21 protein-coding genes, 1 tRNA gene and 1 pseudogene are annotated in these 25,289 nt (G+C 63.0%); 7 read left to right on the forward strand and 16 right to left on the reverse strand.

The window, feature by feature from the left end; all coding sequences use genetic code 11:
* The first annotated feature begins 26 nt into the window (after positions 1-26).
* Positions 27-899 (forward strand): hypothetical protein, encoded by an 873-nt coding sequence (locus ACYG9Z_RS25185; protein ID WP_023752037.1) that lies wholly within the window; start codon positions 27-29, stop codon positions 897-899.
* Between the two features lie 66 nt (positions 900-965).
* Here the strand turns inward: ACYG9Z_RS25185 and ACYG9Z_RS25190 are convergent.
* From ACYG9Z_RS25190 to ACYG9Z_RS25215, 6 genes and pseudogenes are all read right to left on the reverse strand, one after another.
* Positions 966-1,199: pseudogene (locus ACYG9Z_RS25190) on the reverse strand (hypothetical protein); the annotation flags it as partial.
* A gap of 123 nt (positions 1,200-1,322) precedes the next feature.
* Entirely contained in the window at positions 1,323-2,963 is a 1,641-nt protein-coding gene (locus ACYG9Z_RS25195; RefSeq protein ID WP_023752035.1) for an ABC transporter substrate-binding protein, read from the reverse strand.
* A gap of 415 nt (positions 2,964-3,378) precedes the next feature.
* Positions 3,379-4,365, reverse strand: a complete 987-nt coding sequence (locus ACYG9Z_RS25200; protein WP_031244096.1) for an alpha/beta hydrolase — start codon at positions 4,363-4,365, stop codon at positions 3,379-3,381.
* Between the two features lie 3 nt (positions 4,366-4,368).
* Positions 4,369-5,046, reverse strand: a complete 678-nt coding sequence (locus ACYG9Z_RS25205; RefSeq protein ID WP_023752033.1) for an isochorismatase family protein — start codon at positions 5,044-5,046, stop codon at positions 4,369-4,371.
* 313 nt (positions 5,047-5,359) lie between these two features.
* Positions 5,360-6,664 (reverse strand): M24 family metallopeptidase, encoded by a 1,305-nt coding sequence (locus tag ACYG9Z_RS25210; protein WP_460222857.1) that lies wholly within the window; start codon positions 6,662-6,664, stop codon positions 5,360-5,362.
* 299 nt (positions 6,665-6,963) lie between these two features.
* Entirely contained in the window at positions 6,964-7,860 is an 897-nt protein-coding gene (locus ACYG9Z_RS25215) for a GlxA family transcriptional regulator (protein ID WP_245259905.1), read from the reverse strand.
* A 183-nt stretch (positions 7,861-8,043) separates the two neighbouring features.
* On the opposite strand from ACYG9Z_RS25215, the gene ACYG9Z_RS25220 reads away from it, so the two are divergent.
* Entirely contained in the window at positions 8,044-8,541 is a 498-nt protein-coding gene (locus ACYG9Z_RS25220; RefSeq protein ID WP_023752029.1) for a GAF domain-containing protein, read from the forward strand.
* Here ACYG9Z_RS25220 and ACYG9Z_RS25225 read toward each other — a convergent pair.
* Positions 8,538-9,614: a YeiH family protein gene (locus tag ACYG9Z_RS25225; RefSeq protein WP_023752028.1), complete on the reverse strand. Its 1,077-nt coding sequence runs from the start codon at positions 9,612-9,614 to the stop codon at positions 8,538-8,540. The two genes, ACYG9Z_RS25220 and ACYG9Z_RS25225, sit on opposite strands and share 4 nt — an antisense overlap.
* 352 nt (positions 9,615-9,966) lie before the next feature.
* Here ACYG9Z_RS25225 and ACYG9Z_RS25230 point away from each other — a divergent pair, with 352 nt between their 5' ends.
* The 3 genes from ACYG9Z_RS25230 (at position 9,967) to ACYG9Z_RS25240 (ending at position 12,391) form a co-directional block, all read left to right on the forward strand.
* A complete protein-coding gene (locus tag ACYG9Z_RS25230; protein ID WP_023752027.1) occupies positions 9,967-10,428 on the forward strand; it encodes a GNAT family N-acetyltransferase in 462 nt (153 codons plus the stop codon).
* Positions 10,429-10,451: 23 nt separating this feature from the next.
* Positions 10,452-10,835, forward strand: a complete 384-nt coding sequence (locus tag ACYG9Z_RS25235) for an ACT domain-containing protein (RefSeq protein ID WP_023752026.1) — start codon at positions 10,452-10,454, stop codon at positions 10,833-10,835.
* A gap of 122 nt (positions 10,836-10,957) precedes the next feature.
* The gene (locus ACYG9Z_RS25240) at positions 10,958-12,391 is read left to right on the forward strand and encodes an aldehyde dehydrogenase family protein (RefSeq protein ID WP_023752025.1); all 1,434 of its coding nucleotides are present in this window, start codon (positions 10,958-10,960) and stop codon (positions 12,389-12,391) included.
* Between the two features lie 62 nt (positions 12,392-12,453).
* Here the strand turns inward: ACYG9Z_RS25240 and ACYG9Z_RS25245 are convergent, their stop codons facing one another.
* From ACYG9Z_RS25245 to ACYG9Z_RS25285, 9 genes are all read right to left on the reverse strand, one after another.
* Positions 12,454-13,764, reverse strand: coding sequence for an HlyD family type I secretion periplasmic adaptor subunit (locus ACYG9Z_RS25245; RefSeq protein WP_023689671.1), 1,311 nt, complete (start codon positions 13,762-13,764; stop codon positions 12,454-12,456).
* On the reverse strand, positions 13,761-15,497 hold the full coding sequence (locus tag ACYG9Z_RS25250; RefSeq protein WP_023752024.1) for a type I secretion system permease/ATPase: 1,737 nt from the start codon (positions 15,495-15,497) through the stop codon (positions 13,761-13,763). The genes ACYG9Z_RS25245 and ACYG9Z_RS25250 overlap by 4 nt, the downstream gene beginning before the upstream one ends.
* Before the next feature lie 34 nt (positions 15,498-15,531).
* The gene (locus ACYG9Z_RS25255) at positions 15,532-15,954 is read right to left on the reverse strand and encodes a hypothetical protein (protein WP_023682883.1); all 423 of its coding nucleotides are present in this window, start codon (positions 15,952-15,954) and stop codon (positions 15,532-15,534) included.
* Between the two features lie 74 nt (positions 15,955-16,028).
* On the reverse strand, positions 16,029-19,370 hold the full coding sequence (locus ACYG9Z_RS25260) for a M10 family metallopeptidase C-terminal domain-containing protein (protein ID WP_023752023.1): 3,342 nt from the start codon (positions 19,368-19,370) through the stop codon (positions 16,029-16,031).
* A 291-nt stretch (positions 19,371-19,661) separates the two neighbouring features.
* Positions 19,662-20,165, reverse strand: a complete 504-nt coding sequence (locus tag ACYG9Z_RS25265) for a hypothetical protein (RefSeq protein ID WP_023682882.1) — start codon at positions 20,163-20,165, stop codon at positions 19,662-19,664.
* A gap of 143 nt (positions 20,166-20,308) precedes the next feature.
* Complete coding sequence (locus tag ACYG9Z_RS25270) at positions 20,309-20,620, reverse strand: hypothetical protein (RefSeq protein WP_023752022.1); 312 nt, start codon at positions 20,618-20,620, stop codon at positions 20,309-20,311.
* A gap of 203 nt (positions 20,621-20,823) precedes the next feature.
* Positions 20,824-21,456, reverse strand: a complete 633-nt coding sequence (locus ACYG9Z_RS25275) for a hypothetical protein (RefSeq protein ID WP_023752021.1) — start codon at positions 21,454-21,456, stop codon at positions 20,824-20,826.
* 9 nt (positions 21,457-21,465) lie between these two features.
* Positions 21,466-21,539: transfer RNA gene (locus tag ACYG9Z_RS25280), tRNA-Gln, on the reverse strand.
* Between the two features lie 147 nt (positions 21,540-21,686).
* A complete protein-coding gene (locus tag ACYG9Z_RS25285; protein ID WP_023752020.1) occupies positions 21,687-22,634 on the reverse strand; it encodes a lysylphosphatidylglycerol synthase domain-containing protein in 948 nt (315 codons plus the stop codon).
* 350 nt (positions 22,635-22,984) lie between these two features.
* Between ACYG9Z_RS25285 and ACYG9Z_RS25290 the strand changes: the two genes are divergently transcribed.
* Positions 22,985-24,328 (forward strand): Ppx/GppA phosphatase family protein, encoded by a 1,344-nt coding sequence (locus ACYG9Z_RS25290; RefSeq protein WP_023682433.1) that lies wholly within the window; start codon positions 22,985-22,987, stop codon positions 24,326-24,328.
* 247 nt (positions 24,329-24,575) lie between these two features.
* Positions 24,576-25,286 carry an RlmE family RNA methyltransferase gene (locus tag ACYG9Z_RS25295; RefSeq protein WP_023682432.1) on the forward strand — a complete coding sequence of 237 codons (711 nt, stop codon included), beginning with the start codon at positions 24,576-24,578 and terminating at the stop codon, positions 25,284-25,286.
* The last annotated feature ends 3 nt before the right edge of the window (positions 25,287-25,289 follow it).

Consider the following 25,289-nt stretch of genomic DNA (forward strand, 5'->3'; position numbering starts at 1 on the left):
AGGCGGGTGCCAGGGCAGGAGGCATCGTGACGTCACTGGCGCAGGACCGACCGGAAAAATTCCGCATCGGCAGGGTCTTCAGCAACAGCTTCGCGGTTATTGGCCGCAATCTGGGTTTCCTTGCTGTGGTTGTCGGACTTTTCTCGACACTGCCCGCACTGCTGTACAACCTCTGGAACCTGTCCCGGGTGGCTACATCTGTGAACGTCGACAGCGCCGGGAACGCCGCCGCTTTCGAGACGTCGGCCATGGGAGACTACTCGGGCTTATCGATAGTCGCTTCCTTGATCATTTTCGTTCTGGCCTTGCTGGTGCAAGCGGCGCTTGTCAGGGCGGCAATCGAGGATTTGAACGGCAAGCGGCCGGTCATCGGCGACTGCATCCAGATAGCATTGCGCAGCTTCTTGCGCACGCTGGGCATAGGCATTCTGATCATTGTCACTCTGGTGGTGGCTGTTTTTGTGATGGTTTTCATCGCCTGGGTCATTCCCCCTATCGGGTGGCTGATCGGGCTTGCCCTGGCGTTTATCCCCGCTTTCATGTGGCTGATTTCCGTATCGGTTTCCGTGCCCATTGCGGTTCAGGAGCGGCTTGGCGTGTTCGGCTCGATATCGCGCAGCCGTGCCCTGACCAAAGGCAGCCGCTGGTCGATATTCTGGCTGCTGCTGATCATTGGCGTGGCGGCGATGCTCATCCAGGCGGTGTTCACTTTGGGACTGGCGGTCGCCACCACCGGCGGCATCACCGGCGTCGGTGTCCTGGTCGGAGCGCTCGGCAGCACTCTGGTGTCGACGATCTTTTCGACGATGCTGTCGGTGACCATTGCCGTCACCTATGTCGAACTGCGCCAGGTCAAGGAAGGCACCAGCGTGGATGAGTTGGCGGAGATTTTCTCGTAGAAGGCGAAGCCGACTCGGATGGTCGGGCGGCGGGATCTCAGTGACAGCAAGCGTGTTTCGCCTGCACGCTCGTCCGTGCTCCTTCCAGGTGAGGTTGTAAAAAGGCCCGGCGGCATAGGCGATGCCCCAATGCACGAAGGCGCAATCGGGGTCCGTATCCAGCGCCTTCTCGAAGCACTTTATGCCTTCCTCATGGTTGAAGCCGTAGCACCAGTTCAGCCCGATATCGAACCAGCGTTGCGTCTCGGCCGAGGTGGTGGAAATGGGGCGGCGATAGGTGCCGAGGTCGAAATGATCCATGCCTGATTCGCTGGGCCGAAAGTCGGTCAGGCGCAATCTGTGCCAAAATTCTTGCGCATGGCAAATGGCATTCGGCCGGCGTGGTCCCCCGAACCACCCCAGCCGTTTTCGTTCTGGAAAGGATCACCCCTCCAGCCACACCTTCTCAAAATGCTGTTCCAGCGACTGGTGCTGTTCGCAGCCTTGCACGCCCTTGCGATAGGTGCGGTAGACCGAGCGCCAGTAGGGCTGGATGATGATGCCGGCATCGCGCAAATTCTGCTCGATCCTGCCCATGATCTCCTTGCGCTGTGCGGCATCCGGCGTTGCCAGCGCCTTGTCGAGAAGTTCGTCGAACTCTTTGTTTGCATAAGCACTTTCGTTCCAGGCAGCGCCCGATTTGTAGGCGAGCGCCAGCACCTGGACGCCGAGCGGGCGGCCTAGCCATTCGGTGGTGGAGAAAGGGTATTTGCTCCAGTCGTTCCAGAAGGTCGCGGCCGGCAAAACTGTGCGCTTGATCTTCAGGCCGGCCTCGCGCATCTGCGCGGCGATCGCATCGCCGGTGCTCTTTTGCCATTCGATGTCGACCGAGATCAGCTCGAATTCGTGGTCCGTCTTGCCGGCCTCGGCGAGCAATTTCTTGGCCTGTTCCGTGTCGCGCTTGGCCGGGCCGATATCGGCGAATTCCGGATGCATCGGGCCGACATGGTGGTTGTCGGCGGGCTTGCCGCGACCGCCGAGGCCCAGCGCCAGCACGGCTGAATTGTCGACGGCAAGCTGGGCGGCGCGGCGCACCTTGACGTCGTCATAAGGCGCGTTGCCGACATTGAAGCGGGCAACGATGGTCGAGCCGGTGGCGATCTCGGAATTCAACAAGCCCATCTGTTCGGTCTGCGACACGGCGTCGGACGCGGTCTCATGGTCGGTGTCGATCTCGCCGGATTCGAACGCCGACAGCATCGCGTTGGGGTCGGAGCCGTAATCGACCCATTTGATGCGGTCGAGGTAGAAGTCGCCCTTCCACCAGGGCTTGTCCTTGCGCTTCACCTCCGCACTGGTCTCGGCATTCCAGCTGACCAGTTCGCAAGGGCCGGTGGTGATTGCGAGCGCCTTCATCGGATCGTCGCCGCCCTCATAGGAGCGGTGCATGATCAGCGCGGGATAGTCGGCCATCCCTGCAATCAGCGAAATGTCGGGTTTCGGCAGATTGAGCTTTACGGTGAAATCGTCGACCTTCTCGATGCCGCCGTCGACCGGTTTCTTGGTGTCGGCATTGATCAGCGCACCCATGCGCGCGGCGACCGAGTTGCCGGCGACGGAAGCATCGCACCAGCGGGTGAGATTGTGGATGACGTCGTCGGCGTTGAAGGTGTCGCCATTCGACCAGGCGATGCCCTTGCGCACATGCAGCGTCAGCGTCCTGGCGTCGTCGCTGGTTTCCCAGCTTTCGAGCAGCCACGGCTCGAAGGTGAAGTCGCGGTTCCAGCGCACCAGATATTCGTTGCAATGGCGCGCCACATTGGACATCTCGACACCGTCGAAGGTGCGCGGATCCTTGAAACCCTTGACGTTCATGGCGACGCGCAAGGTGCCGCCGCGCTTCGGCTCTTCGGCCCGGGCAGGTGACGCGCTGAGGCCGCCCAGCGCCAGCGCGCCGGCAGCACTGACGCCAAAGCCGGCCATGATGGCGAGATATTCGCGCCGGTTGACGCCGCCTTTCCTGAAATCATCGGCAACGGGCTTCGCCTGCGGGTGCAAATTACGGTCGGTCAGCATGAATTTCATCGTCGTTCCCTTTTTTGTTGGGCGCCCCGACGGTCCGCTTCCGCTGGGGCGGATGCGATCGCCGAGGCGCCGTTGCCTGAGCAGGTGATGATAAAGCGGGCCGACACCGGGAAATGTTCGCTTTTCCGCAATTCTTGTGCACTGCTCCGCAGTGGTAGATGGCCAATCTCCCCCCTTGTTGTGGGGGAGATGTCCGGCAGGACAGAGGGGGGCGCTGTCCCGCCATCCCGTCTGCCGACTGGAGTATCATCGCAGATAATCGTTGCGTTGATTTAGGATATTGAAGGGCCGCGATCCTTCGCGCCCCCTCTGGCCTGCCGGCTTTCGTCGTTCGGAAAGCCAAGCAATTGGCTTTGCATCCGCTAGGCGGACCACTCCTCAACCCCCATGAGGGGGAGATCAGCGCTTCGCCGCCTCAATATGGCCAGTCGTTCTTGCCGAGCACGGCGACGGCGGCGATGGCTGCAAGCGTGCACACGAACGCCTCGCCGGCGCGCTGAACACTTTTGCGGGCGCGCAGAAAACTGTGCACGAGGCGGTTCTCCTCATACCACCAGGCGCGGCCGCCTGCCGCAACGATGCGGTCGCGATAGGTCTCGCCGTCCGATGACAGCGGATCGCATTGGGCCGTGATGATGACAGTCGGCGGCAGGCCGGAGAAGTCATTGTCGCTCAGCGGCGAAAAAGTCGGGTCGTCGGGCGACTGTGCCGGGGCAGCGCGAATGGTGCGGTAGAACGCGATGTCGCGCAGTGTCAACAGCGGTGCCTCGGCATGTTCGACATAGGAGCCGGCACTCTCGTCGCCGCCAAGGCCGGGATAGATCAGCACCTGGCCGACCGCCCGGCGCAGGTGGCGGCGCGAGGCGTGCGCGACCGCGGCGGCAAGGTTGCCGCCGGCGCTTTCGCCGACAAGCACGATCGGCAGGTCCGTTGTCACCGCCGCCCATTCGAACACGGTCAGCGCGTCGTCGAAGGCGGCCGGGTGCGGATGCTCCGGCGCCAACCGGTAGTCGGCCGAGACGACGTCGAAACCGGTGCCGGCGCAGATTTCGGCGCAGATGTCGTCATGGCTGTCGAGCCCGCCAAGCACAAAGCCGCCGCCATGATAGTAGAGGATGACGGCGCGCACGGGCTTGCCCGCCATCCGGTAGTAGCGGATCGGGATGGCGTGTCCCTCATCGGCGGCGATGATGCCGTCGCTGGCCGAAACCCCCTTGGGATAACCCTGATGGAAGGCGCGGCACATCGCATCATAGACCGACCTTTGCTCGGCGATCGGAAGTTCGGCGATTTCTGGGGGGAACCAGTCATTGACTAGGTCGATATGCTCCCACAGCGCCGGGTCGAGCAGGGTGGCGTATTTCCCCCGCCTGGTGGTCTTGAGCTTGTGGACCGTGCCCATCTCTCAGAGCTCGCCGTAGAGACGTTCGGCGTTTTCAAAGGTGAAGCGCAGCGGCACCGAGCCCTCGACCCGCCATGCGCTGACAGTGTCGCCCGCCATCAGCCGGCACGCGTCTATCGTGTTGGTGACGGCGCCGCCATAGAGCCGGTTGGCAAGGTTGAGGATGGCGGTCTGGTGCATGGCGGCACTGCCGCTGCCGCAGGCATCCTTGACCAGAAGCACGCGAAAGCCGGATGCGACCGCGTCCTTCACGGTGGCGTCGATACAGGCCTCGGTCCAGACGCCGGCGACGATCAGCCATTCGATGCCGCGCGCCTTGAATTCGGTTGCGGCAGGCCCGGCGCCGAAGGCGCTGGCCTGCGTCTTGACCAGCATCGTCTCGCCGGCCGCGGGCGCCACCTCATGGCAAATCTCGGTCAGCGGATCGGTCTTGTCGGAAAAGGCAGACTTGCCGTCGGCGTCGAGCGGATGGAACGGACGCGCCTTGGCGGTATCGACGACATAGGCCCAGTGATAGAGCGGCACGAAGTTGCGCCGCGCCGCCGCCTGCAGGCGCTGGACGTTGGCCAGCACCTCGCCAAAACCTTCGACCAGATAGCGCTTGTCCTGCCGATGCTCTTCCTGGAGGTCGATGAACGCCGCGGCGACCGTGCCGCGTTTGATCGAGATGGGGCTTTTCATATGGACGGGCCTGGGTTCGCGACCGACGCCATTCCGTTCAGCGAAGTGGCGCAAACAGTGCTGATTGGCCGGTGCCTCCCCACCTTCGTCATCCACGGGCGAAGCAGGAGCGAAGCTCCGTCGCGGAGACCCGAGGATCCATGCCGTGACGCTAGCCGGAGAGTGCGGCGGAGCAGAACTTGCACCGTTGCGGCGCGGAGGAGTCCCGGCATGGATCCTAGGGTCTGCGCCGCGTCGCTGCGCTCCTTGCTTCGCCCTAGGATGACGACGGGATTGGCGTTCGCGATGGTTGCCAAGGGATGCGAAGCGACCATCAAACCTGCTTCTCCAGAAACTCATCCTCGTAGGGAAAGCGCGACAGAAGCTCGGTGCCGGTGTCGGTGATCAGGATCTCGTCCTCCAGCTTGACGCCCTCGCGGCCGCCTTTCTCGCCGATATAGCTTTCCACGCTCACCACCATGCCGGGCACGATAATGCCGTCGCGGCCATAGGTTTCATAGTCCATGGCGTGCGCAATGAACGGCGTCTCGCCATGCATGCCCACGCCATGCATCACCGAGGTATAGCGCTGGTCGACGAAACGGTCCGGGATTTTCCACGCCTTTTCGGCGATCTCGCGAAAAGCCATGCCCGGCCTGACGATCGAAATGTTGTGCTGAACCTGGTCGTGCGCCATGCGGTAGAGCGATTTCTGATAGTCGGTCGGCTTGCCAGGCCCGCAGCGGAAGGTGCGCGAAAAATCGGAATAATAGCCATAGCAGCCGATCGTGTCGGTATCGAGCGCCAGAAGCTCGCCCGGCCGGATCTTGCGGCCGCTGGCCTCGTTGAACCAGGGATTGGTGCGCTGTCCCGAGGTGAGCAGCCTCGTCTCGATGAACTCGCCGCCCTGGCGGATCACCTCGCCATACATGATGGCGAACAGATCGTTTTCGGAGACGCCGGGCTTGATCGCCTCGCGCACGGCGTAGACGGCGGCTTCCGCGCCGGCCATCGACACCTGCAGGCATTTGACTTCCTCGGGCGTCTTGACCGCCCGCACCCCCAGGATTTCGCCCTGGCAATCCCTGACGTCGCAGCCGCGCTTTTCCAGCGCCAGCGCCTGCAAATGGCTGCAGCGGTCGAGCCCGAGCTTCATCGAGCCGCCGCCGTGCTTCGTCAAAAGCTCGGCGATCTCGTCGGCGAAGGGACCAGCGGTTTCGTCGTCACGGCCCGACACCGAAGACCACACCAGCTTGGACGGCCGCGCCTCGTCGATCGTGTCGAGCACCATCGAGACATGGTAGCTCTGCGGGTACTCGAACAGCACGATCGGCCCGTCGGTCGGGATGAAGAAATACCGCGTCGAGTTGCGCAGGAAATAGCCGAACATGTTGCGCGAGCCGGTTGCGTAGCGCTGGTTGTAGGGGTCGAACAAAACGACGCCCCCATAGCCCGCCTCGCGCATCCAGCCGCGCAGCTTGGCCAGCCGGCCCTTGCGCAAGGCGTCGGCATCGATGAAGGACGGCTCGGTATCCGACAGCCACATGCCGCCGGCGGAGTCGGCCGCGACCGGGTGGCGCATGCGGTCCTTGAAATCCACATCCTCGGTGCTGTCCGGGTCGAAAACGACGATGCTCATGGTGCGCCTCCTGAAGGCCTGAACATAGCTACGAACCGCAGAATGTCTGTGCGAGAATCCGCAGATGTCGTGCGAAATGCCGCAGTAGAAGTCGTTCGGCAACGATCCGTCACACACCCCTCTGGCCTGCGGCCATCTCCCCCGCAAGGGGGGAGATTAGCAGCTTCGCTGGCCGCGTCAGCGCCCCAGCGTTGGTGATTTGCGAAAACCGCCGAGCTCCCAATCTCCCCCCTTGCGGGGGAGATGCCCGGCAGGGCAGAGGGGGGTGGGCGGGAACTCGGCGTGGCCGATAAGCGTCCCTAATGCCGCCGCATCGCCTTCGGCGCGTGCCCATGCTCCTCGCGAAACGCTCGGGCAAAACTTGACATCGAAGCAAAGCCGCAGGCCAGCGCCACGTCTCGCACCATCAGCGTCGAATGGGCCAACAGGTCGGCGGCGCGCCGCAGCCGGAGCCGCCGGTAATATCCATTGGGCGAAATGCTGAGCTGGGCGCGGAAATTGCGCTCCAACTTGTCGGAGGAGACGCCGAGACGGGCCGCCAGTTCCGTCATGCCAAGCCGCTCTTCCACCGCATCCTCCATGATGGCGATGGCCGACAGCACCAGTTCGTTCTGGACGCCGGTGCGCAGCCTGAGCGGCATCAGCTTGCGGTCGACGCTCGAACGCAAGGGGCTGTGCACGAACCATTCGGCAACGCCCGCCGCGAGCTCGCCGCCATAATCGTTGGTGATGATCTCCAGCATCATGTCGAGGCTGCCGACGCCACCGGCCGAGGTGAAGCGCTTGCGGTCGATGACATAGAGGTCGCGCCGAAGCTCGATATCCGGGAAGGCCTCGGTGAAGGCGGCCTGGCTGGTCCAGTGCAAGGTGCAGGCATGGCCGTCGAGCAGGCCGGCCCGGGCGAGGAAGAAGGCGGCATCGGCCACAGCGCCGATATGGGCGCCGGCGCGCAGGCTCCTGCGGATCCAGGCAACCGCATCGTCCGCGACAAGCAAGTCCGCATTGCCGCCGGAGCAGACGACGATGCGGTCGACCTTCGGCGCGCCGAACGCTGAGAATCCCGGTTGTATGACAACCCCGTTGGACGCCTCGACCGTTCCCTGGTCGGCGCCGACGATCACCCAGCGGTAACAATCGCGTTTGGCCAGCACATTGGCGGCGCGCAGCGGCTCGATCACCGAACTGAACGCCATCATCGGAAAGCCGGGAAAGACCAGCACGGCGAAGGTGAGGGGACCTTCGCTTGCTGCGGGTTGCGCCCGGTCGTGTGTTTGGCTGGCACGGTCGGTATTCACAATTGTGTATTTCCCGGGAGCATCATTGGTGGCAGACAGGAAATGTAGCGGGCTTTTTGGCCCGCCGGCAATGGAGACGACGCCATGTTTGCGGCCCAGACCATCGACAGCACCAACAAGCCAGCCTTCTACCGCGAACTGGCCACCCAGTTGAAGGCGCTGCTGGAAGGCGAGAGCGACTCCGTCGCCAACGCCGCCAACACATCGGCGCTGATCTTCCAGATGGTGCCCGATCTCAACTGGGCCGGCTTCTATTTCCTGGCGTCCGACGAGGAGCTGGTGCTTGGACCGTTCCAGGGCAAGCCGGCCTGCGTGCGCATCGCGGTCGGCAAGGGCGTGTGCGGCACCGCGATCGATCTCGAAATGTCGATGCTGGTCAAGGACGTGCATGAATTTGCCGGCCACATCGCCTGCGACGCTGACTCGCGCTCGGAACTCGTCGTGCTGCTGAGGGACAATGACGGCGTCTTCGGCCTGATCGACCTCGACAGCCCGACGCCCGGCCGCTTCGACAAGGACGACCAGGCCGGCATCGAGGCGCTTGCCGCTATTTATGTCGCGGCGAGTTCGTTCGAGGACTAAGCGAACTTCACCAGCATCAGGCTGAAGCCGCCGATGAACAGGAAGGCGCAGAAGGCGAGCGCCAGCGGGCGAAGGCCGCGCGAGCGCAGTTGCGAAATGTTGGCCTGCAGACCCATGGCGGCGAGCCCCATGGTCAGCATGATGGTGGTAGCGAACGCCATGGCCGACTTCACTTCGGCCGGCACGGCAACCAGGCTGTTCAGCGCCACGACGGCGATGAAAGCGGCGACGAACCACGGCATCGGCGGCCGCGGACCGGATTGGTCGCTTGGGCGATCGCCATTGCTCTTGCGGCGCGCCATCAGGCCGAGCGCGATGACCATCGGCGCCAGCATGGCGACGCGGGTCAGCTTGGCGACGGTGGCGATCTCGCCGGACTGGGCGCCGTTCTGGAAGCCGGCGCCGATGACCTGCGCCACCTCGTGGATCGAGGCGCCGGCCCACAGGCCGAATGCGTGCTGGTCGAGGCCGAGCACCGGCGCCAGCAGCGGGAAGCCGAGCATGGCGACGGTGCCGAACAGCGTGATCGAGGCGACGGCGTAGGTGACGTCCTCGTCGCGCGCATCGGTGACGATGTTGGTGGCGACAATGGCCGAAGCGCCGCAGATCGAAGTGCCGGCGGCAATCAGTTGCGCCAGCTTGGCGTCGACGCCGATCAGCCGGCCAAGCGTAATGGTGAAGACGAAGGTCGCTCCAAGGGTCAGCGCCACGATGCCGACGCCGCCGGCGCCGATGTAGACGACCTGGCCGAGCGTCAGCTGAAAGCCGAGCAGCACGATGGCAAAGCGCAGCAGGCGCTTCTGCGAGAAGGCAATGCCGGCCTTGGCGTGGGCGGGCGTGCCGAGCACGTTGGAATAGATCATGCCGGCGACGACGGCGAGGATCATCGGGCTGAACAGCGCGAAGCCGGAGACATTATGGGCCGAGAAGGCCACCCCCGTGATCATCGCCACCAGCACGATCCCGGGGATGACGCCATTCCACACGGAATCGAGCCGCTTCCGGCCCACGGCCAGGTCGGCCGATATCAGGCTGATCGGAATATCGTTCGCTAGCTGGGCGGCGGAAGACAATGCAATTCTCCACGCAAGTACCTCAGGAGAATGTCATTCCAGAATCGATCTTTCCAACGAATTGTTCTTATTGGAATGATCGATCTTTGCGAACGGTCGGCAATGCCTTCAATCTTGCCTGTGCCATGCAAACATAATGACTGGCTCGGTTATGCAGCTTGACGCTCTGCGTCTTGCACTCCAGCGTGGCGTCATGTCCATTTTCTCGCTCGCCATCGCCCAGCGACGTCGCCTCTGCACAGTGCGGAGCGGCAAGGCGCGACGACAAAGACCGGCACACTAAATCGGTTCGTTCGTTCCAGCCCCGCCCGCGACGTCTGCCGGCGGGGTTTTCATGTCTGGAGCCTTTGCCATGTCCAATTCTTCCATCCTGTTTCGGCCGGCCCAACCGGCGGACGCTGCCGCCATCAGGGACATTGTGCGTGCCGCCTATGCCAAATGGGTGCCTCTGATCGGCCGCGAGCCGCTGCCGATGCGCGCCGATTATGACAAGGCGGTCGCCGAACATCCGTTCGATCTCGCCATCGAAAATGGCCGCATTGTCGGCATGATCGAGACCATCCTGGCCGACGATCATCTCTGGATCGAGAATGTCTGCGTCGCGCCACAGGCGCAGGGCAGGGGAATCGGCCGGCTGTTGCTGGAACGGGCGGAGCAGAATGCGCTGGAGGCCGGCTGCTTCGAGCTGCGCCTGCTGACCAATGGCGCCTTCATGGCCAATGTGTTGTTGTACAAACGGCATGGCTATACGATCGACCGGGAGGAGCCGTTCATGAACGGCATGACGGTCTATATGAGCAAGAAACTGGGGTGATGGCCGATAACAGGGAGGATCGGATGGCAGTCAGGGTCCGGTTGAAGCCGCTCTCGGGGCGGTATGCGGTTTCGCGCCTCGAAGCAAAAGAGAGCATTCCCGGCTGGGCCGAAGGACCGGGCTTCGTCAGCATCACCAGGACAGAGGACGAGCTTTCGGTCGTCTGCCTGCAGGATCGGGTGCCGGACGGGGTGAAGCATGACAGGGACTGGGTCGCCCTGAAACTCCAAGGTCCCTTTGCCTTCGACGAAACAGGCATCGTGCTGTCGGTGATAAAACCATTGTCGGAAAACGAACTCGGCATTTTTCTGGTATCCACCTTCGATGGTGACCATCTGCTCGTCAAAGCCAAGGATGAAGCCGCGGCAAGGGGGCTTCTGGTCGCGGCGGGGCACACGCTTCTGTAGCCGTCGGCTCAATCGCCCGCCCTTGCGTTTGACATCGCTCTTGCCCCATCGTTATCCCTGAACCGATACGACGATCTGGCGATCGCCCCCCATCAATTCAGAAATCCCCCGAGGAGAAGCCCGTGTCACACAATCTGCAGTTCTATATTGACGGCGTGTGGGTCGATCCTGTCGTGCCCAGCACACTCGACGTCATCGACCCGTCAAACGAAGATGCTTTCGCGCAGATTTCGCTCGGCTCAACGGCCGATGTCGACAAGGCGGTTGCGGCCGCCAAGCGCGCCTTCGAGACATTCGGCTTCACTTCGGTCGAGGAGCGCCTCGATATCCTCAACCGCATAATCGAGGTCTACAAGAAGCGCAGCGCCGATCTGGCGCTGGCCGTATCGCGCGAGATGGGCGCGCCGCGCCAGATGGCACTCGACAGCCAGGTCGGCATTGGCCTGGCACATCTGCGGAAGATGGCCGAGGTGCTGAAGTCGTTCGAATTCCGCCACGTCAAGGGCTCGTCGCTGATCGTCAAGGAGCCGATCGGCGTCGTCGGCCTGATCACGCCGTGGAACTGGCCGCTGAACCAGATCACCTGCAAGGTCGGTCCTGCGCTCGCCGCCGGCTGCACCATGGTGCTGAAGCCCTCGGAAATCGCGCCGCTCGACGCCATCATCTTTGCCGAAATCATCGACGAGGCCGGCGTTCCCAAGGGCGTCTTCAACCTCGTCAATGGCGTCGGCCCGGGCGTCGGCCAGGCGCTGTCCAGCCATCCCGATGTCGACATGATGTCGTTCACCGGTTCGACTCGCGCCGGCATCCTGGTCGCCAAGGCGGCCGCCGACACGGTCAAGCGCGTGCATCAGGAGCTTGGCGGCAAGTCGGCCAACATCCTGTTTCCCGATGTCGATCTTGAAAAGGCCGTCAGCAAGGGCGTCGCCGGCTGCTTCAGCAACTCGGGCCAGTCCTGCAATGCGCCGACCCGCATGTTCGTGCCGCGCGACCGCCACGACGAGGCGACCGGCTATGCCAAGACGGCGGCCGAAAAATTGACCGTCGGCCCGGCCGATGCGGCCGGTACCAAGCTCGGCCCGGTGGTCAGCCAGATCCAGTTCGACAAGATCCAGGACCTGATCCAGGCCGGCATAGATGAAGGCGCGACGCTCGTTGCCGGTGGCCCCGGCCGTCCGGCCGAACTCAACCGCGGCTACTATATCCGCCCGACCGTGTTCGGCGATGTCACGCCCGACATGCGCATCGCACGCGAGGAAATCTTCGGACCGGTGCTGGCGATCATGCCTTACGACACAGTGGAAGAGGCGATCGGCACCGCCAACGACACCGTCTATGGGCTGGCGTCCTACATCCAGGCCAAGAATATCGAGAAGGCCCGCGAAGTCGCCGCCCGAATGCGCACCGGCAACGTCTACATCAACTATCCCCAATGGGACGCCGGCCTGCCCTTCGGCGGCTACAAGCAATCCGGCAACGGCCGCGAATACGCCGAATACGGCCTCGAGGATTTCCTCGAGATCAAGGGCATCGCCGGCTACGAGGCGGCGGAGTAGGGCTACCCCTTGGGGACCGGCAACCAGCCGGTCCCGAGGCTTCAGCTCTCAAAGGTGCGGCTTCACTCTTCCCGGAAAGCTTTCTGGATCTGATCCGACAGCGGCTTCACCAGATAGGAAAGCATCGTCCGGTCGCCCGTCGGGAAGAACACTTCGGCCGGCATGCCCGGCGCCAGCGCCAGCCCGCGCAGCTTGGCGACCTCGGTTTTGGGCAGCGTCACCCGCGCCACATAGAAGGCTGCTCCGGTGCGCTCTTCGATGGTGAGATCGGCCGAGATCCGCGACAGCGTCCCGGTCAGCTCCGGCGTGGTTTGCCGATTGAACGCCGACAGGCGCAAAATCGCATTCTGGCCCATCGTCACCTGGTCGATATCCTGCGGTGCGATATGCGCTTCAACGGTCAGGTCGTCCGTCACCGGTACGATCTGCATCACCTGTTCCCCGGGGGTGATGACCCCGCCGATCGTATGCACCGCCAACTGCAGCACCACGCCATCCTGCGGGCTGCGCAGATCGATGCGCTTCAACTGGTCCTCGGCCGCTACCTTGCGTTCGACGAACTCGGAGATCTTTCCCTGGGTATCGCGTAAATCGGTCGCGACCTCGCTGCGAAGATCCTGGTCGATCTGGATGATCTGCAGTTCGATCTCGGACGCCTTGCCTTTCACCTGGGCAATTCCCGCGGTCAACTGGCCATGCTCGCCTTCGAGCCGCACCGCGTCCCGTTCCAGCGACGTCATGCGGTCGATTCCTATCAGCTTGCGATGCCAGAGCGACCGCACACCTTCCAGCTCGATCTGGATCAGCTCGATCTCGCGGCGTTTCGCCTGCAGCTGCTCGGTCAGGCCGGCACTCTCCTGCTTCAACTGCGCGATCCGTTCGCGCAATTGCGATCGCTGGCCAGACCGCGCCTGGTGCCGGAAATCGAACAGCGATTGTTCTCCGGCCATCGATGCGGCGACACCGGCTTCGTCGCGCCGCGATGTCAAAACGTCCGGAAAGCTGATCGTGTCCTTGCCGTCACGCTCCGCCTCCAGGCGCGCCAACCGTGCATAAAACTCATCCAGACCTTTTGAGACGATCGCCAGATTGGCGCGTGTTGTCGTTTCATCCAGCCGCACCAGAATATCGCCCGCCTTGACCCGGTCGCCTTCACGCACCCTGATCTCGCCGACCACGCCGCCCGTCGGATGCTGAACCTTCTTTACATTGGAATCGACCACCAGCCGGCCAGCTGCGATCACCGCACCCGACATCTTGGTCACTGCCGCCAGGCCGCCAACACCTCCGACAAGCAGCAGACAGGTAGCAACGCCAGCCACGAGATAGCGGCGGACCTGCCGATGATGCAAAGCGGATCTGTCCTCGCTCATGCAGGAACGCCTCTCTCCGTGGCGGCAACGACCTTGAGCGGTGCCGCCGATCGGAAGACCTTGTTCAGCACCTCATCCTTCGGACCGACGGCCTGCACATGGCCATTGGCCATCACCAGCACGGTGTCGACATTGGCCAGCACACTTGACCGGTGCGCGACGACGATAACGATGCCGCCGCGGTCCCTGATGCCCTGGATGGCGGCGGACAAGGCCACTTCACCCTCTGAGTCGAGATTGGAATTCGGCTCGTCCAGGATGACCAGGAACGGATCGCCATAAAGAGAGCGCGCCAGCGCGACACGCTGGCGTTGCCCCGCCGAGAGCGAGGCGCCGGCTTCGCCAACCTTCGTGTCGTAACCGTCCGCCAGATGCACGACGAGATCATGCACGCCGGCGGCCTTGGCTGCCGCAAGCACCATGTCGGACGACGCATCCGGGTCGAAGCGGGCGATGTTCTGCGCGATCGTTCCGTCGAACAACTGCACATCCTGCGGCAGATAGCCGATGTGTTTGCCCAACTCCTCGGCCGGCCACTGGTCAAGCGTCGCGCCGTCCAGCCGCACGGCGCCGCGCGCCGGCAGCCAGACACCTGCAAGCGTACGCACCAGCGATGATTTGCCGGAAGCACTCGGGCCGATGACCCCCAGGCCTGCTCCCCTGGCCAGTGAAAAACTTGCATCCCACACCACCGGCGTGCGTTCGCCCGGCGGCGCGACACTGACATTCTCGACCGCCAGCGCGCTGACAGGCGCGGGCAGGGTCACGCCGGTTGCGCCTTCCGGCAGCGCGGACAGAAGCTGCTTCAGGCGTGCCCAGCTTTGCCGCGCCGAAATGAAACCCTTCCAATGCGCTATCGCCAGTTCGATCGGAGCCAGCGCCCTGCCCATCATGATCGAGCTTGCGATCATGATGCCGCCGGTCGCCTCTTGCTGGATGACCAGATAGGCCCCGATCGCCAGCATTGCCGACTGCAGCATCAACCGCAGGATCTTGGAAATCGTGCCAAGCGTTCCCGCGACATCGCTGGCTGCCGCATGGGCGTTCAGGTACTCGGCATTGACGGCAGACCACCGCTCGGCGATACGCCCGCCAAAACCCATGGCCTGCATGGCTTCGGCATTGCGCCTTGTCGCCTCGGCCAACGTGCTGCGGACGGCCGCGTGCTGTCCGGCGATCCTTGTCGGGCCGCGGGTCCGGAATTCGGCCAGAAGCGTCAGTGCAAACAGGACAACGGCGCCGGCAAGCGCGGTAACGCCGATCCAGAAATGAAAAATGAAACAGATGCCGATATAGAGCGGCATCCATGGCAGGTCGAACAAAGCGGTCGGTCCGGCACTGCCGATAAAGGAGCGGACCTGATCGAGATCCCGTAGGGGTTGCAGCCCGTCGCCGGAAGGCTTGGCGCGCAGCGGCAGGCGCATCAGCGCCGAATAGACCGACGGGCTCAGCTTTGCGTCCAGCCCCTGTCCCAGCCGCACCATCAGGCGAGAGCGGATCAGCTCCAGCACTCCCTGAAACACGAACAATGTTCCCGCAAGCACCGCCAGGCCGACCAGCGTCGGCACGCTGCGACCCGGAACGACGCGGTCATAGACTTGCAACATGAAGAACGAGCCGGTCAGGGTCAGCACGTTGACGACCCCGCTCATCAGGACGATGCCCGAAAACGCACGTCGAAAGGACGCCAGGATTCCGACCAGCGTAAGCGGCGTCGATGGCGTCAGCTGCATGCAGGCTCGCAATCAGGATATGGCATCTCGTCCTTCAATAGATAACTGCCTTGAGTGTGACATGGACGGGCAGGCCGGCCTGGAACTGCGCGCTGCCCCGCGCCACCAGCCAGCCGTCCGCACGCTCCAGGCGCGCAACGACCTGCAGCGTTGGTGAAGCGGTCGAGCTTGCGGGCAGGGGCAAGGAAAATTCTATCGTCTTTGAGCCGCCCTCGCTCTTGAGGCTGGTTTTGGCGGCGCGGCGTCGCCCACTGTCCTGAATGGCGGGATCCTCAAGATAGATCTCGAGATGACCTTCCGGGATAGCCTTGCCGCCCACAAAGGTGACGGCGCCGCGAATATCTGTTGCGCGAATATCTGGCGCGCGAATATCTGGCGATTGCGCTGCCGCTGCCCCGGTGGCCGCGGCGACTGCCGCAACTCCGGCGGCCATTAACACTGTGCGGCGGTCGGTCATCGCGTCCTCTCCCTTTTCACTGCGCTGGGGTATGCGGGAGGGGAGCCTGACGGCACCCCTCCCCCGGCAACGCGTTAGATGACGATGAAGTCTGCAGCCGAAAGATCCAGATTTGTGTTCAGGTGTGCAAACTGAACGGCTGCTCCCTGTCCGGAACCATCGGCGTCGTAAGACAATATTCCACCGTCGGTGTCGTAGATGATGCGGTCGTCGGCATCATGAGCAGCGCCGGCTGCGCTCTTGTAGAATGAGCCCAAAGCAAGGGCGCCGTCGCCGCCAACGCTGGCAAAGATGAGGTTGTCCAGCAGGATCGTATCGTCGGCGACCTTGAAGTCCTTGATCCAGTCGATATTGCCGTTCCCGAGTTCTGTCGAGAAGCGGAAATAGTCGTCGCCGGCGCCGCCGGTCAGCGTATCGGCAGCCAGCCCGCCATCCAAAAGGTCGCTGCCGCCGCCGCCGTTGAGCGTATCGGCGCCCGCAACGCCCGGCTGAGCTGGTGCCGGCGGGAATTCGACCGACACGTTCAGCTTGTAAGTCGAGCCCTCCGGCACGGATTCGACCCAGCCATCGCCAGGAGCCGAGTCCGACCATTCGCCCTCCACAATATAGTAGGTTCCGGTTTCCTGAACGATGAAGCTGGTGCTCGAATCGCGGCCGTTGTTGGAGCCGGGGTCGTTGCCGCCATCGTCGTTCTGGGCGACGATATTGCCATCGCTGTCCAGCACCCTGACGATGCTGTCATGGACATTGGGGTCGGCAATGCCATCGATGTCGATGGTGATGATCGTGCCGGCCGCCAGGTTGATGCTGTAATATCCGCCCAAGCCGTTTCCGGTGGCATTGACGGTGGTGTGAAGGGTGGTCGTCGAATCGAAGATGTCGGGGTCGGCGGTCAGCGAGAAGTTGTTCGAGATGTCGAAGGCGGTCGAGACCGAATTGTTGGTCGCGTCCGGTCCGAGCGTGGCGTAGCCGGTGCCCATGCCCGGGCGTGGCGGAGCATCGCCCTGATAGGCGAAATCGCCAAGCAGGGTGTCATCGCCGCCGCCGCCGTCGATCTTGTCGGCGCCGCCCTGGCCGGTCATCACATTGGCCGCGCCATCGCCGGTCAGGTGATCGTTGAAGCCCGAGCCAGCCAGATTTTCGATCGAGATATAGGTGTCGCCGCCGGATTTGCCGCCACCCAGTTTGAGGTTTTGCCCGCTGGCCGCGTCGGCGTAGTCCGCCGTGTCGCTGCCGGCGCCGCCATTCAATATATCGGCGCCGCCACCGCCGGTCAGCGTGTCGTTGCCGGCGCCGCCGGAAAGTTTGTTGGCCTGGGCGTTGCCGATGAGATGGTCGTCGAAGAACGACCCGACGGCGTTTTCGAAGCCGACCAGGATGTCGTGCCGGATAACGGTGCCGCGCCCGACGATCTGCACCGGGCCATCGCCGTCGCCGCCATTGGCCGTGCCATTGGCGAGGTCGATCGTCACGCCGGCGGAGCTGCCTTCGTAGACGACCGTATCGATGCCGGCGCCGCCATCCAGATAGTCCTGGCCGGCGCCGCCGATGATCGTGTCGTTGCCGGCTTCACCGTACAGGATGTCGCCGTCATTGCCGCCATCCAGTATGTCGTTGCCGCCGCCGCCGTTGAAATAGTCGCCGCCGCCCCGGCCCCAGAAATGATTGGCCGCCGACGTACCGATGAAACGGTCGATGCGGTCATCGGAGCCGATCAGGTTTTCGATGCTGTAGAAGGTGTCGCCGGTGGCGGTGCCGCCATTGGCAACGTTCGTCTCGAGGTTGACGAGCAGTTGGAAGGGGCTCTCCTTGCTGAAGTCTACCGTGTCGACGCCGGCGCCGCCCCGGAATATATCGACGCCATCCTGGCCGCTCAGCGTATCGTCGCCGTCGCCGCCGTCGAGGATGTCGTTGCCTTGGCCGCCGAGGATCGTATCGTTGCCGCGGCCGCCATAGAGCGTGTCATTGCCGTCGTCGCTCTCGGTCTGGTCTGGAAGGTCGGCGACATCGATGGTGTTGTTGATGTCGCGGCTGGCGAGCGAGTCGCGGCCGCCGATGATGAGGTCATCGCCGCCCTGGCCGAAGATCGTGTCGTCGCCGGCGCCGCCGTCGAGCGTATTGTTGCCATTGTCGCCGAAGATGACGCTGGTCATCGTGTTGTCGCCGATGGTCGGTGCGGTTTCGGTGCCGCCGTCTCCAGGCTGGAGTGTCGACTCGTCGGCGTAGATGATGTGTTCGACGTTGGCGATTTTCCGGATATTCAAGTTCCGGTTCAGCAGAACGACCGTGTCATTCCCGCCATTCGCTTCCTCGCGCACGATGTCGTCGAGGGAATCGACGAAATAGGTGTCGTCGCCGCCATTGCCGGCCATGCGGTCGCCGCCGCCGCGGCCATCCAGCACGTTGGCTCCGTCATTGCCAATCAGGACGTCGTCATAGCTGCTGCCGATGCCGTTCTCGATGTAATAGTCGGTGCCATCGGCGTTGTGCCCGGCAAAGATCGACACATTGTTGCTGTGGCCGTTGACGCTGGAGAACTGTCCGGCGCGCAAATCGAGGATCGTGCCGGCCGTCGAGCCGGAGAAGTCGATCGTGTCGGTTCCGCCGGTGTCATGGATGACAAAACCGATATCGTGCTGCATGCCCGAAGAGGTCAGCCGGTAGCCGTCCACGGCACTGCCGAAGCCGTAGACGTTGTCGCCCGTGTTGAGATCGATATGCTGATAGGTGCGCACGCCGTTCTCGTCGACGGTGGAGAAAAAGCGGCGGATGACAGCCTCGATGTCGGCCATCATCGGCGTTGACGCCGACCAGCGGCTGGTTTCACCGACATCGATCCCGTCGAAATAGGACATGACGCTGTATTGCTGACGGTCGTAGGTCCAGGTCGCATTGTTCAGATAATTGATCTGTACGCCGCCTGGGCCGCTGTAATTGTAGAGCCCGGGGTGGTTCAGCCCGAACTCATGACCGAATTCATGGATGAAGGAATCGAAGACATAGCCGCCAATATCCGTCTTGTTGACCTCGGTGTCGTGGAAACGCTGGCCGATGCTGACATAGCGGTCGTTGGAATAGGCGCTGCCGTCGTCCTCTTCGCCCAGTTCGGGGCTGACAACCTGCATCCAGTCCGTTGCGCTGTTGTATGGTGCATTGTCGACGATTTCGAACTTCAACGGGGTGACACTGGCCCACATCTGCAAGGCGCCGATCGCGGCGGCCTTGTATTCGGGATGGTCATTGAGCTCGGAGACATTTATCCTCAGCGTTCCCGCCGCGATCGCCGGCGTTATCGACCGGTCCAGCGCTCCAAGGTAGGTGAGGAAGGCCCCGTAATCTTCGCTTTTGCCGTACGGGTTGTCCGGCGTCTGGTCGTTGACCCACCATTGATCGCTGGTTTGGCTTGAGTTCGGCATCCTTGGGACTCCTTGGTCTCGCAGCCGTGGCAATTACGGCTGTACGGTTTAGCAGTTGCCAACCACCGACAAGCATCGTTTGCGCTTGCCGGTCGAGCCCCGTCCCAGTGCCAACAATGCTATTGGAATCTTCACTTGTCTAGCCTCAGTTCGCGCTCGGTACATATGAAGGTTCTTGGGCGCGCTTGTACCGGCGGGTTTTGAGATACTGGTTTGGTGTTAATTGAGCTATCGCTAATCTATGGTCGTACCTCGCCCGTAGGCACGAGGGGCTGAATGCGCAAGCGTGCTTCAGGAACCCGTCCGGCGCGCGAAATGTTCATATGTCACGCGCCAGGGGTCGCTCTCCGCTCGTCTCTCCTCACCGATCCAGTGAAAGCTGGCGGCGGTGATCTCGGTGAACCGCCACCGCGCCTGCAGGCCGCGCGAGTCGGCGCCCATCTGGACGATGTCCTTGCCTTCGGCCCGCCCGATCTGGCGCGAGTAATCCTGGTTGAGCGGATCGCTCCAGATAATGTGCCAGCCACCGATCCCGGGATCGAAGACGCGCAAGGTCGTGCCATACATGGTGGACGGGGCAGGGCGCCTGGGCCTGATCCAGATGTCCTGAATGGCGCGGCCTTCGAGCACCCAGCCAAAGTGACACTCGCCATCCGATTTCTGGATTGTGCCGTCGTTGCGGTGGTGAACCGTCTCCATGTCCCAGCTGCCAATCAACCATCCATAGAGGTCCATGTCTTTCGCCCGGTCGGCTGGCGGACCTTCGGATGCGAGAGCGGTGAGAAACGTCGTCATGATTGTCTCCAGGGCAAGCCTCGCGGAAACGCTGGGCGCCACAACCCTTGCAGCGTTGCGGGCCCGGGTCTTGGGAAAAATTGCTGTAGTGCCGCGGCTGCCGACCTTCCGCGTTCGCGCCATATCGCATCTATGCACCAATGCTAATGTAGCGTCGGCGGGTACCCCAATGCCCGCCTGGCCGGCGCCTCCTCAGGCAATCTCTTGGATGAGCGGCGCCGGCCGCTGGCTTGGGCGCAACCAAACTCCTGCCGGAGGAATATCAGGCCTGGTAGGCTGTTATTGCTGGGCAGTTTTGGCAGGCATTCCGATATCGGTCTGTATCCCCAGAACGCCAGCTGCCCAATCGCGCAGTTCTGGAGAAGCATCGCCCGATTCATGATCGACACGGCCAGCGCCGCCATGTCTGCAGGCGGCTTGTTGTGCGAGGTCACATAGGTGAAATAGCCGGCCATGATGAAATGACCGGCGGGACGATCTGGAGTGCCGCCAAAGCTATTGCGCGCCAGCGTTTGGGCGGGCCGGGTGCTGGAACGTCATCCTTGTCCACGAAATCGACCATTCTGCTCTGTCCAAAAGCCGGGAGAACACAATCCGAAAGGATGATCTACATTAGTTAAAATGCGGATAAATCCTTATGGGAGATGCTGTCGCTGCCCTAGTCGGTCCCTTCCGGCGGCGCCTCATCTTGCCAGCCGGCCAGCTCCGGCAGGTCGTCCAGCCAGCTTTTCTCCGTCATCAAGATTTCGCCGGCCTGTGGTGCCGCCTCAGTGGCGTTTTGAATAAGCCAGTCCATCCACTTTCGATAAGCGGCTGGGGCCAGTTCGGGCGGCAGCACCTTGGCCTTGGCCAGCATGCGTTTACGGAAGCTGAGCTGCCTGCGCAGTTTGGTCGTCGTGAATTTTATCGCCTTGCCCTGGTATTCCACCGTCCAGCGCCCATCCCCATGGCTGGTCAGCCGGTCGATGGCAAAACCCGCATCGACCGGCCTGTCGCGCCAGGGAAGCTCGATGGCATTTCGCCTCAGATCGAGTGCCCATCGCCGGTAGTCGGCACCGGTACGCTGCGGCGGCAGCACGCCAGCCTGTTCGAGGATTTTCCTGCGAAAGGTCGGCTGCTTCTTGATCTGGCCGGTCGTCAGTTCGATGCGGTGCCCACGCAATTCGACATGCCAGCGGATCCTGCCATTGCCGACATATTTGACCAGCCTGTCGATGACGAACTCGTCGTCGGACAACTCCACGCATCCTTGGCGGATGCGTTCGAGGATGTACTGGCTGTCAGTGGGCATGACGTGCCTTGGCTGGGGAACCTGGATTCGAACCAGGACTAACGGAGTCAGAGTCCGTGGGTCTACCGTTAACCTATTCCCCAGCAGGCGCTGTCGCGCTGGTGGGCCGCCGAAGCAGCCGCGCGTGCCTTGTAGCCGCCGCCGGAAAATAGTCAAGCCTAAGCTGCGTTTCAATCACAGCGTTTCATAGGGGCAATTACGCCCGGGTGGCGCGCCGCACCCAATGATCCTCAACTCTCCGTCCGGCTGTATTGCGAGTGCTCGAAGAACAGCACTACGCCAAGCGCGATCAGCAGCGGGATGATCAGGTAGAACAGCCGGAACACCAGAAGTGCCGCCAGCACGCCGACCGGGTCCATATCAGACAGGCCGGCGAGGAACACGACCTCGAACACGCCGAGCCCGCCCGGCGCATGCGAGATCTGCGCCACCGAGAACGAGACCAGGAACACGCCGAGGATGACGAAATAGCCGGGATTGCCGGCAACGGGCAGGGCAAAGAAGATGATCGCCGCCGCCGCCAGAAGCTCGATCGGGCCGATCAGCAGTTGCCGCGCCACGATCGGCAGCGCCGGATAGTGCAGCTGGAAGCCGGCGATTTTCAGCGGTTTCAGATGCAGCCAGCTGCCGAAGATGTAGGCGCCGACCAGGATCAGCAAAGCGAGGCCGGCGGCGATCGCCAGGCCGTGATGGGGCGCACCGGAAAAGCGGTCGATAATTGCAGGCTCGAACACCAGCACCAAGCCGCCAACCAGAATGCTGGAGAGCACGAAGGTGATCCAGCAGATCGCGACCAGAATGCCGACGTCCTGGCCGGTCAGCCCCCTGGTGCCATAGGCGCGATAGCGGATCACGGCGCCCGAAAACACCGAGCCGCCAATGTTGTGCGACAGCGCATAGGTGGTGAAGGAGCAGAAGGTGACGAACAGCCACGAGACCTTCTTGCCGATATGCAAGAGCGCTATGTGGTCGTAGCCGGCAAGCGAGGCGTAGGCGACCACCGAGCTCAGCGCCGCCAGCACCCAGCCGCGCGTCGGGATGGCTGATATGCCGTCCCAGACATCGTCGATCGAGATGCCGCGCAACTCATGCCACAGCAACAACAGCGACCCGATGACCGCCGCGACACCGATGACCGGCCACAGATAGCGCTTCCAATTCGTGGCCCCCCAATTCATGGAGTTGTCGTCATGTGTTGCTGCCCATCGCCCAGGCGGGCGTTAAAACGTCCGCGATTCACCAATTCCCCCTCATTTCAGAAATGCCTCATTGAAGCCGGCTATTCAACCGGCAAGGGTGAGCAGCCGGTTCGCCAACGGCGAATTCGTCGTGCCAGTGGCAAGATGAAAAGGCTAGCGAACGCCGGGACGCTGCAAAGCAGCGGGGACGTGGCAGGACGCAGCCGGCAAAATTTGGCCCCTTGCTCTTGGTGATCCGGTCCGGCGCTGCTACTCTGGCGGCAACTTAAAATTTTTAAGCGCCTGCTGCGTCCGGTTTTCCGGTTCGCGCGGCGCCGGAAGGAACTGAAGTGGAAGACCACGACACCGGCGCTGGCGCGCCGGAAGTGGGCGTGTCCAGGGCTTCGCCGCCGTCAGGCGGGCCAAGCCCATCCGCCGGGCGGCCCCGCCAGGCGGGGCCTCAGTCCGGTAACGGACAGGCCGGCGAAGCCCAGCATCAGCGAGGCAAGGCGAGAAAGCGGCGCAAGCGCCGGCGTGGGCGCAAGGTTTTTGCGCGCGACGACAGCCCTCTCGCAACGGCCGAAGCGGTTAGTGCGCCGGCCTCAGTCGGCCCGGCCGCTCCAGCGCCGGTGCCTTTGCCCTCGGCGCCACAATCCCGACCGGAACAGCCAATGCATCGTCCGCCGATGCAGGAACTGCCGGTGTTTGCCGCGCTCGATCTCGGCACCAACAATTGCCGGCTTTTGGTCGCGGTGCCGCAGCGCCATGGCCAGTTCCGCGTCATCGACGCCTTCTCGCGCATCGTCAGGCTGGGCGAGGGGCTGACGGCGAATGGGCACCTGAGCCAGGCGGCGATGGACCGCGCCGTCGAGGCTCTGAAGATCTGCGGCGACAAATTGCGCAACCGCAAGATCAGGAAAGCCCGGCTGATCGCCACCGAGGCCTGCCGCACCGCCGACAATGGCGTCGAATTCCTGCAGCGCGTCGAACGAGAGGCGGGGTTGAAGTTGGAAATCATCGACCGCCAGACCGAGGCGCGGCTTGCTGTATCCGGCTGCGGCTCGCTGGTCGAGCGCGACACGCAAGGCGTGGTGCTGTTCGACATTGGCGGCGGCTCGTCCGAAATCGCGCTGATCGACCTCACCGGCCAGCGCTCGCCGCGGCTTGCCAACCACATCGTGTCGTGGACGTCGCTGCCGGTCGGCGTTGTCTCGCTGGCCGAGCGTTTTGGCGGCCGCACGGTGACGCGCGAGATCTTTGCCGCCATGGTCGACGACGTCGCGGTGCGGCTAAAATCCTTTGATGGCCGCGACCGGTTGAGCCACGTGCTGGCCAGCCCGAAATTCCATCTGCTGGGCACATCCGGCACGGTGACGACGCTGGCCGGCGTCCATCTCGACCTCGAACGCTACGACCGGCGCCGCGTCGACGGGCTGTGGATGGACCGCGACAGCGTCGACCGCATGGTCGAAAAACTGGTCGGCTGGGATTTCCAGCAGCGCTGCGCCAACCCGTGCATCGGCGCCGACCGTGCCGATCTTGTGCTGGCCGGCTGTGCTATACTCGAAGCCATCCGCGCGGTATGGCCGTCGGAGCGCCTGCGCGTCGCCGACCGGGGCTTACGCGAAGGGATTTTGAGCGAGCTGATGGCCGATGACGGCGTCTGGCGCAACAGTGGGCGGGGCCGAGCATGATCCGCATTGCTTTGGTGAACGGTCGACCCCCACTCCGTCGAGCTTCGCTCGACACCTCTCCCCCGATCGACGGGGTAGAGGAAGGGCGCGAACTTATGCAGACCAGCGCCTTTCCTCTCCCTCCGGAGGGGGGAGAGGTGGCGCGGCGAAGCGGCGACGGAGTGGGGGAAGCCCTTCGCGAAACGCGAAGCCGCCGAAAAACGGCGGCAACTCGGCGAGTGCAAAAACTCAAACAAGAAAATAAGTCATGACAAAGAAGCCGGAAAAGCCGGGCTCCGCCAGCATTCGTGTCCTCAAGACGCGGATCAAGAAGAAGTCGGGCCTGAAAGAATCGTCGCGCCGCTGGCTGCAACGCCACATCAATGATCCCTATGTCCAGCGCTCCAAGGCCGACGGCTATCGCTCGCGCGCGGCCTACAAGCTGATCGAGATCGATGACAAGCATCATCTGCTGAAACCCGGCATGAAGGTCATCGATCTCGGTGCGGCCCCCGGCGGCTGGTGCCAGGTGGCGGCCGCGAGGACGAAATCGACGGCTGATAATCCACATGTCATCGGCATCGACTATCTCGAAATGGATGCGGTACCGGGCGCGCCGGTGCTGCTGATGGACTTCCTTAACCCCGAGGCGCCGCAAAAGCTCGCCGAAGCGCTGGGCGGCGACCCCGATATCGTGCTGTCCGACATGGCGGCGCCGACCACCGGCCACAAGCGAACCGACCACATCCGCACCATGCATCTGTGCGAAGTGGCCGCCGATTTCGCGCTGTCGGTGCTGAAGCCGGGCGGGCACTTTCTGGCCAAGACGTTTCAGGGCGGCGCCGAGAACGAGCTGCTGTCGATGCTCAAGAAGAACTTCCGCTCAGTGCATCACGTCAAGCCGCCGGCGTCGCGCGATGAGTCGGTGGAGTTGTATCTGCTGGCGAAGGATTTTAAGGGCAGAGACGGCACGGCGTGAAAG

Source organism: Mesorhizobium sp. RSR380A (genome assembly GCF_054719385.1).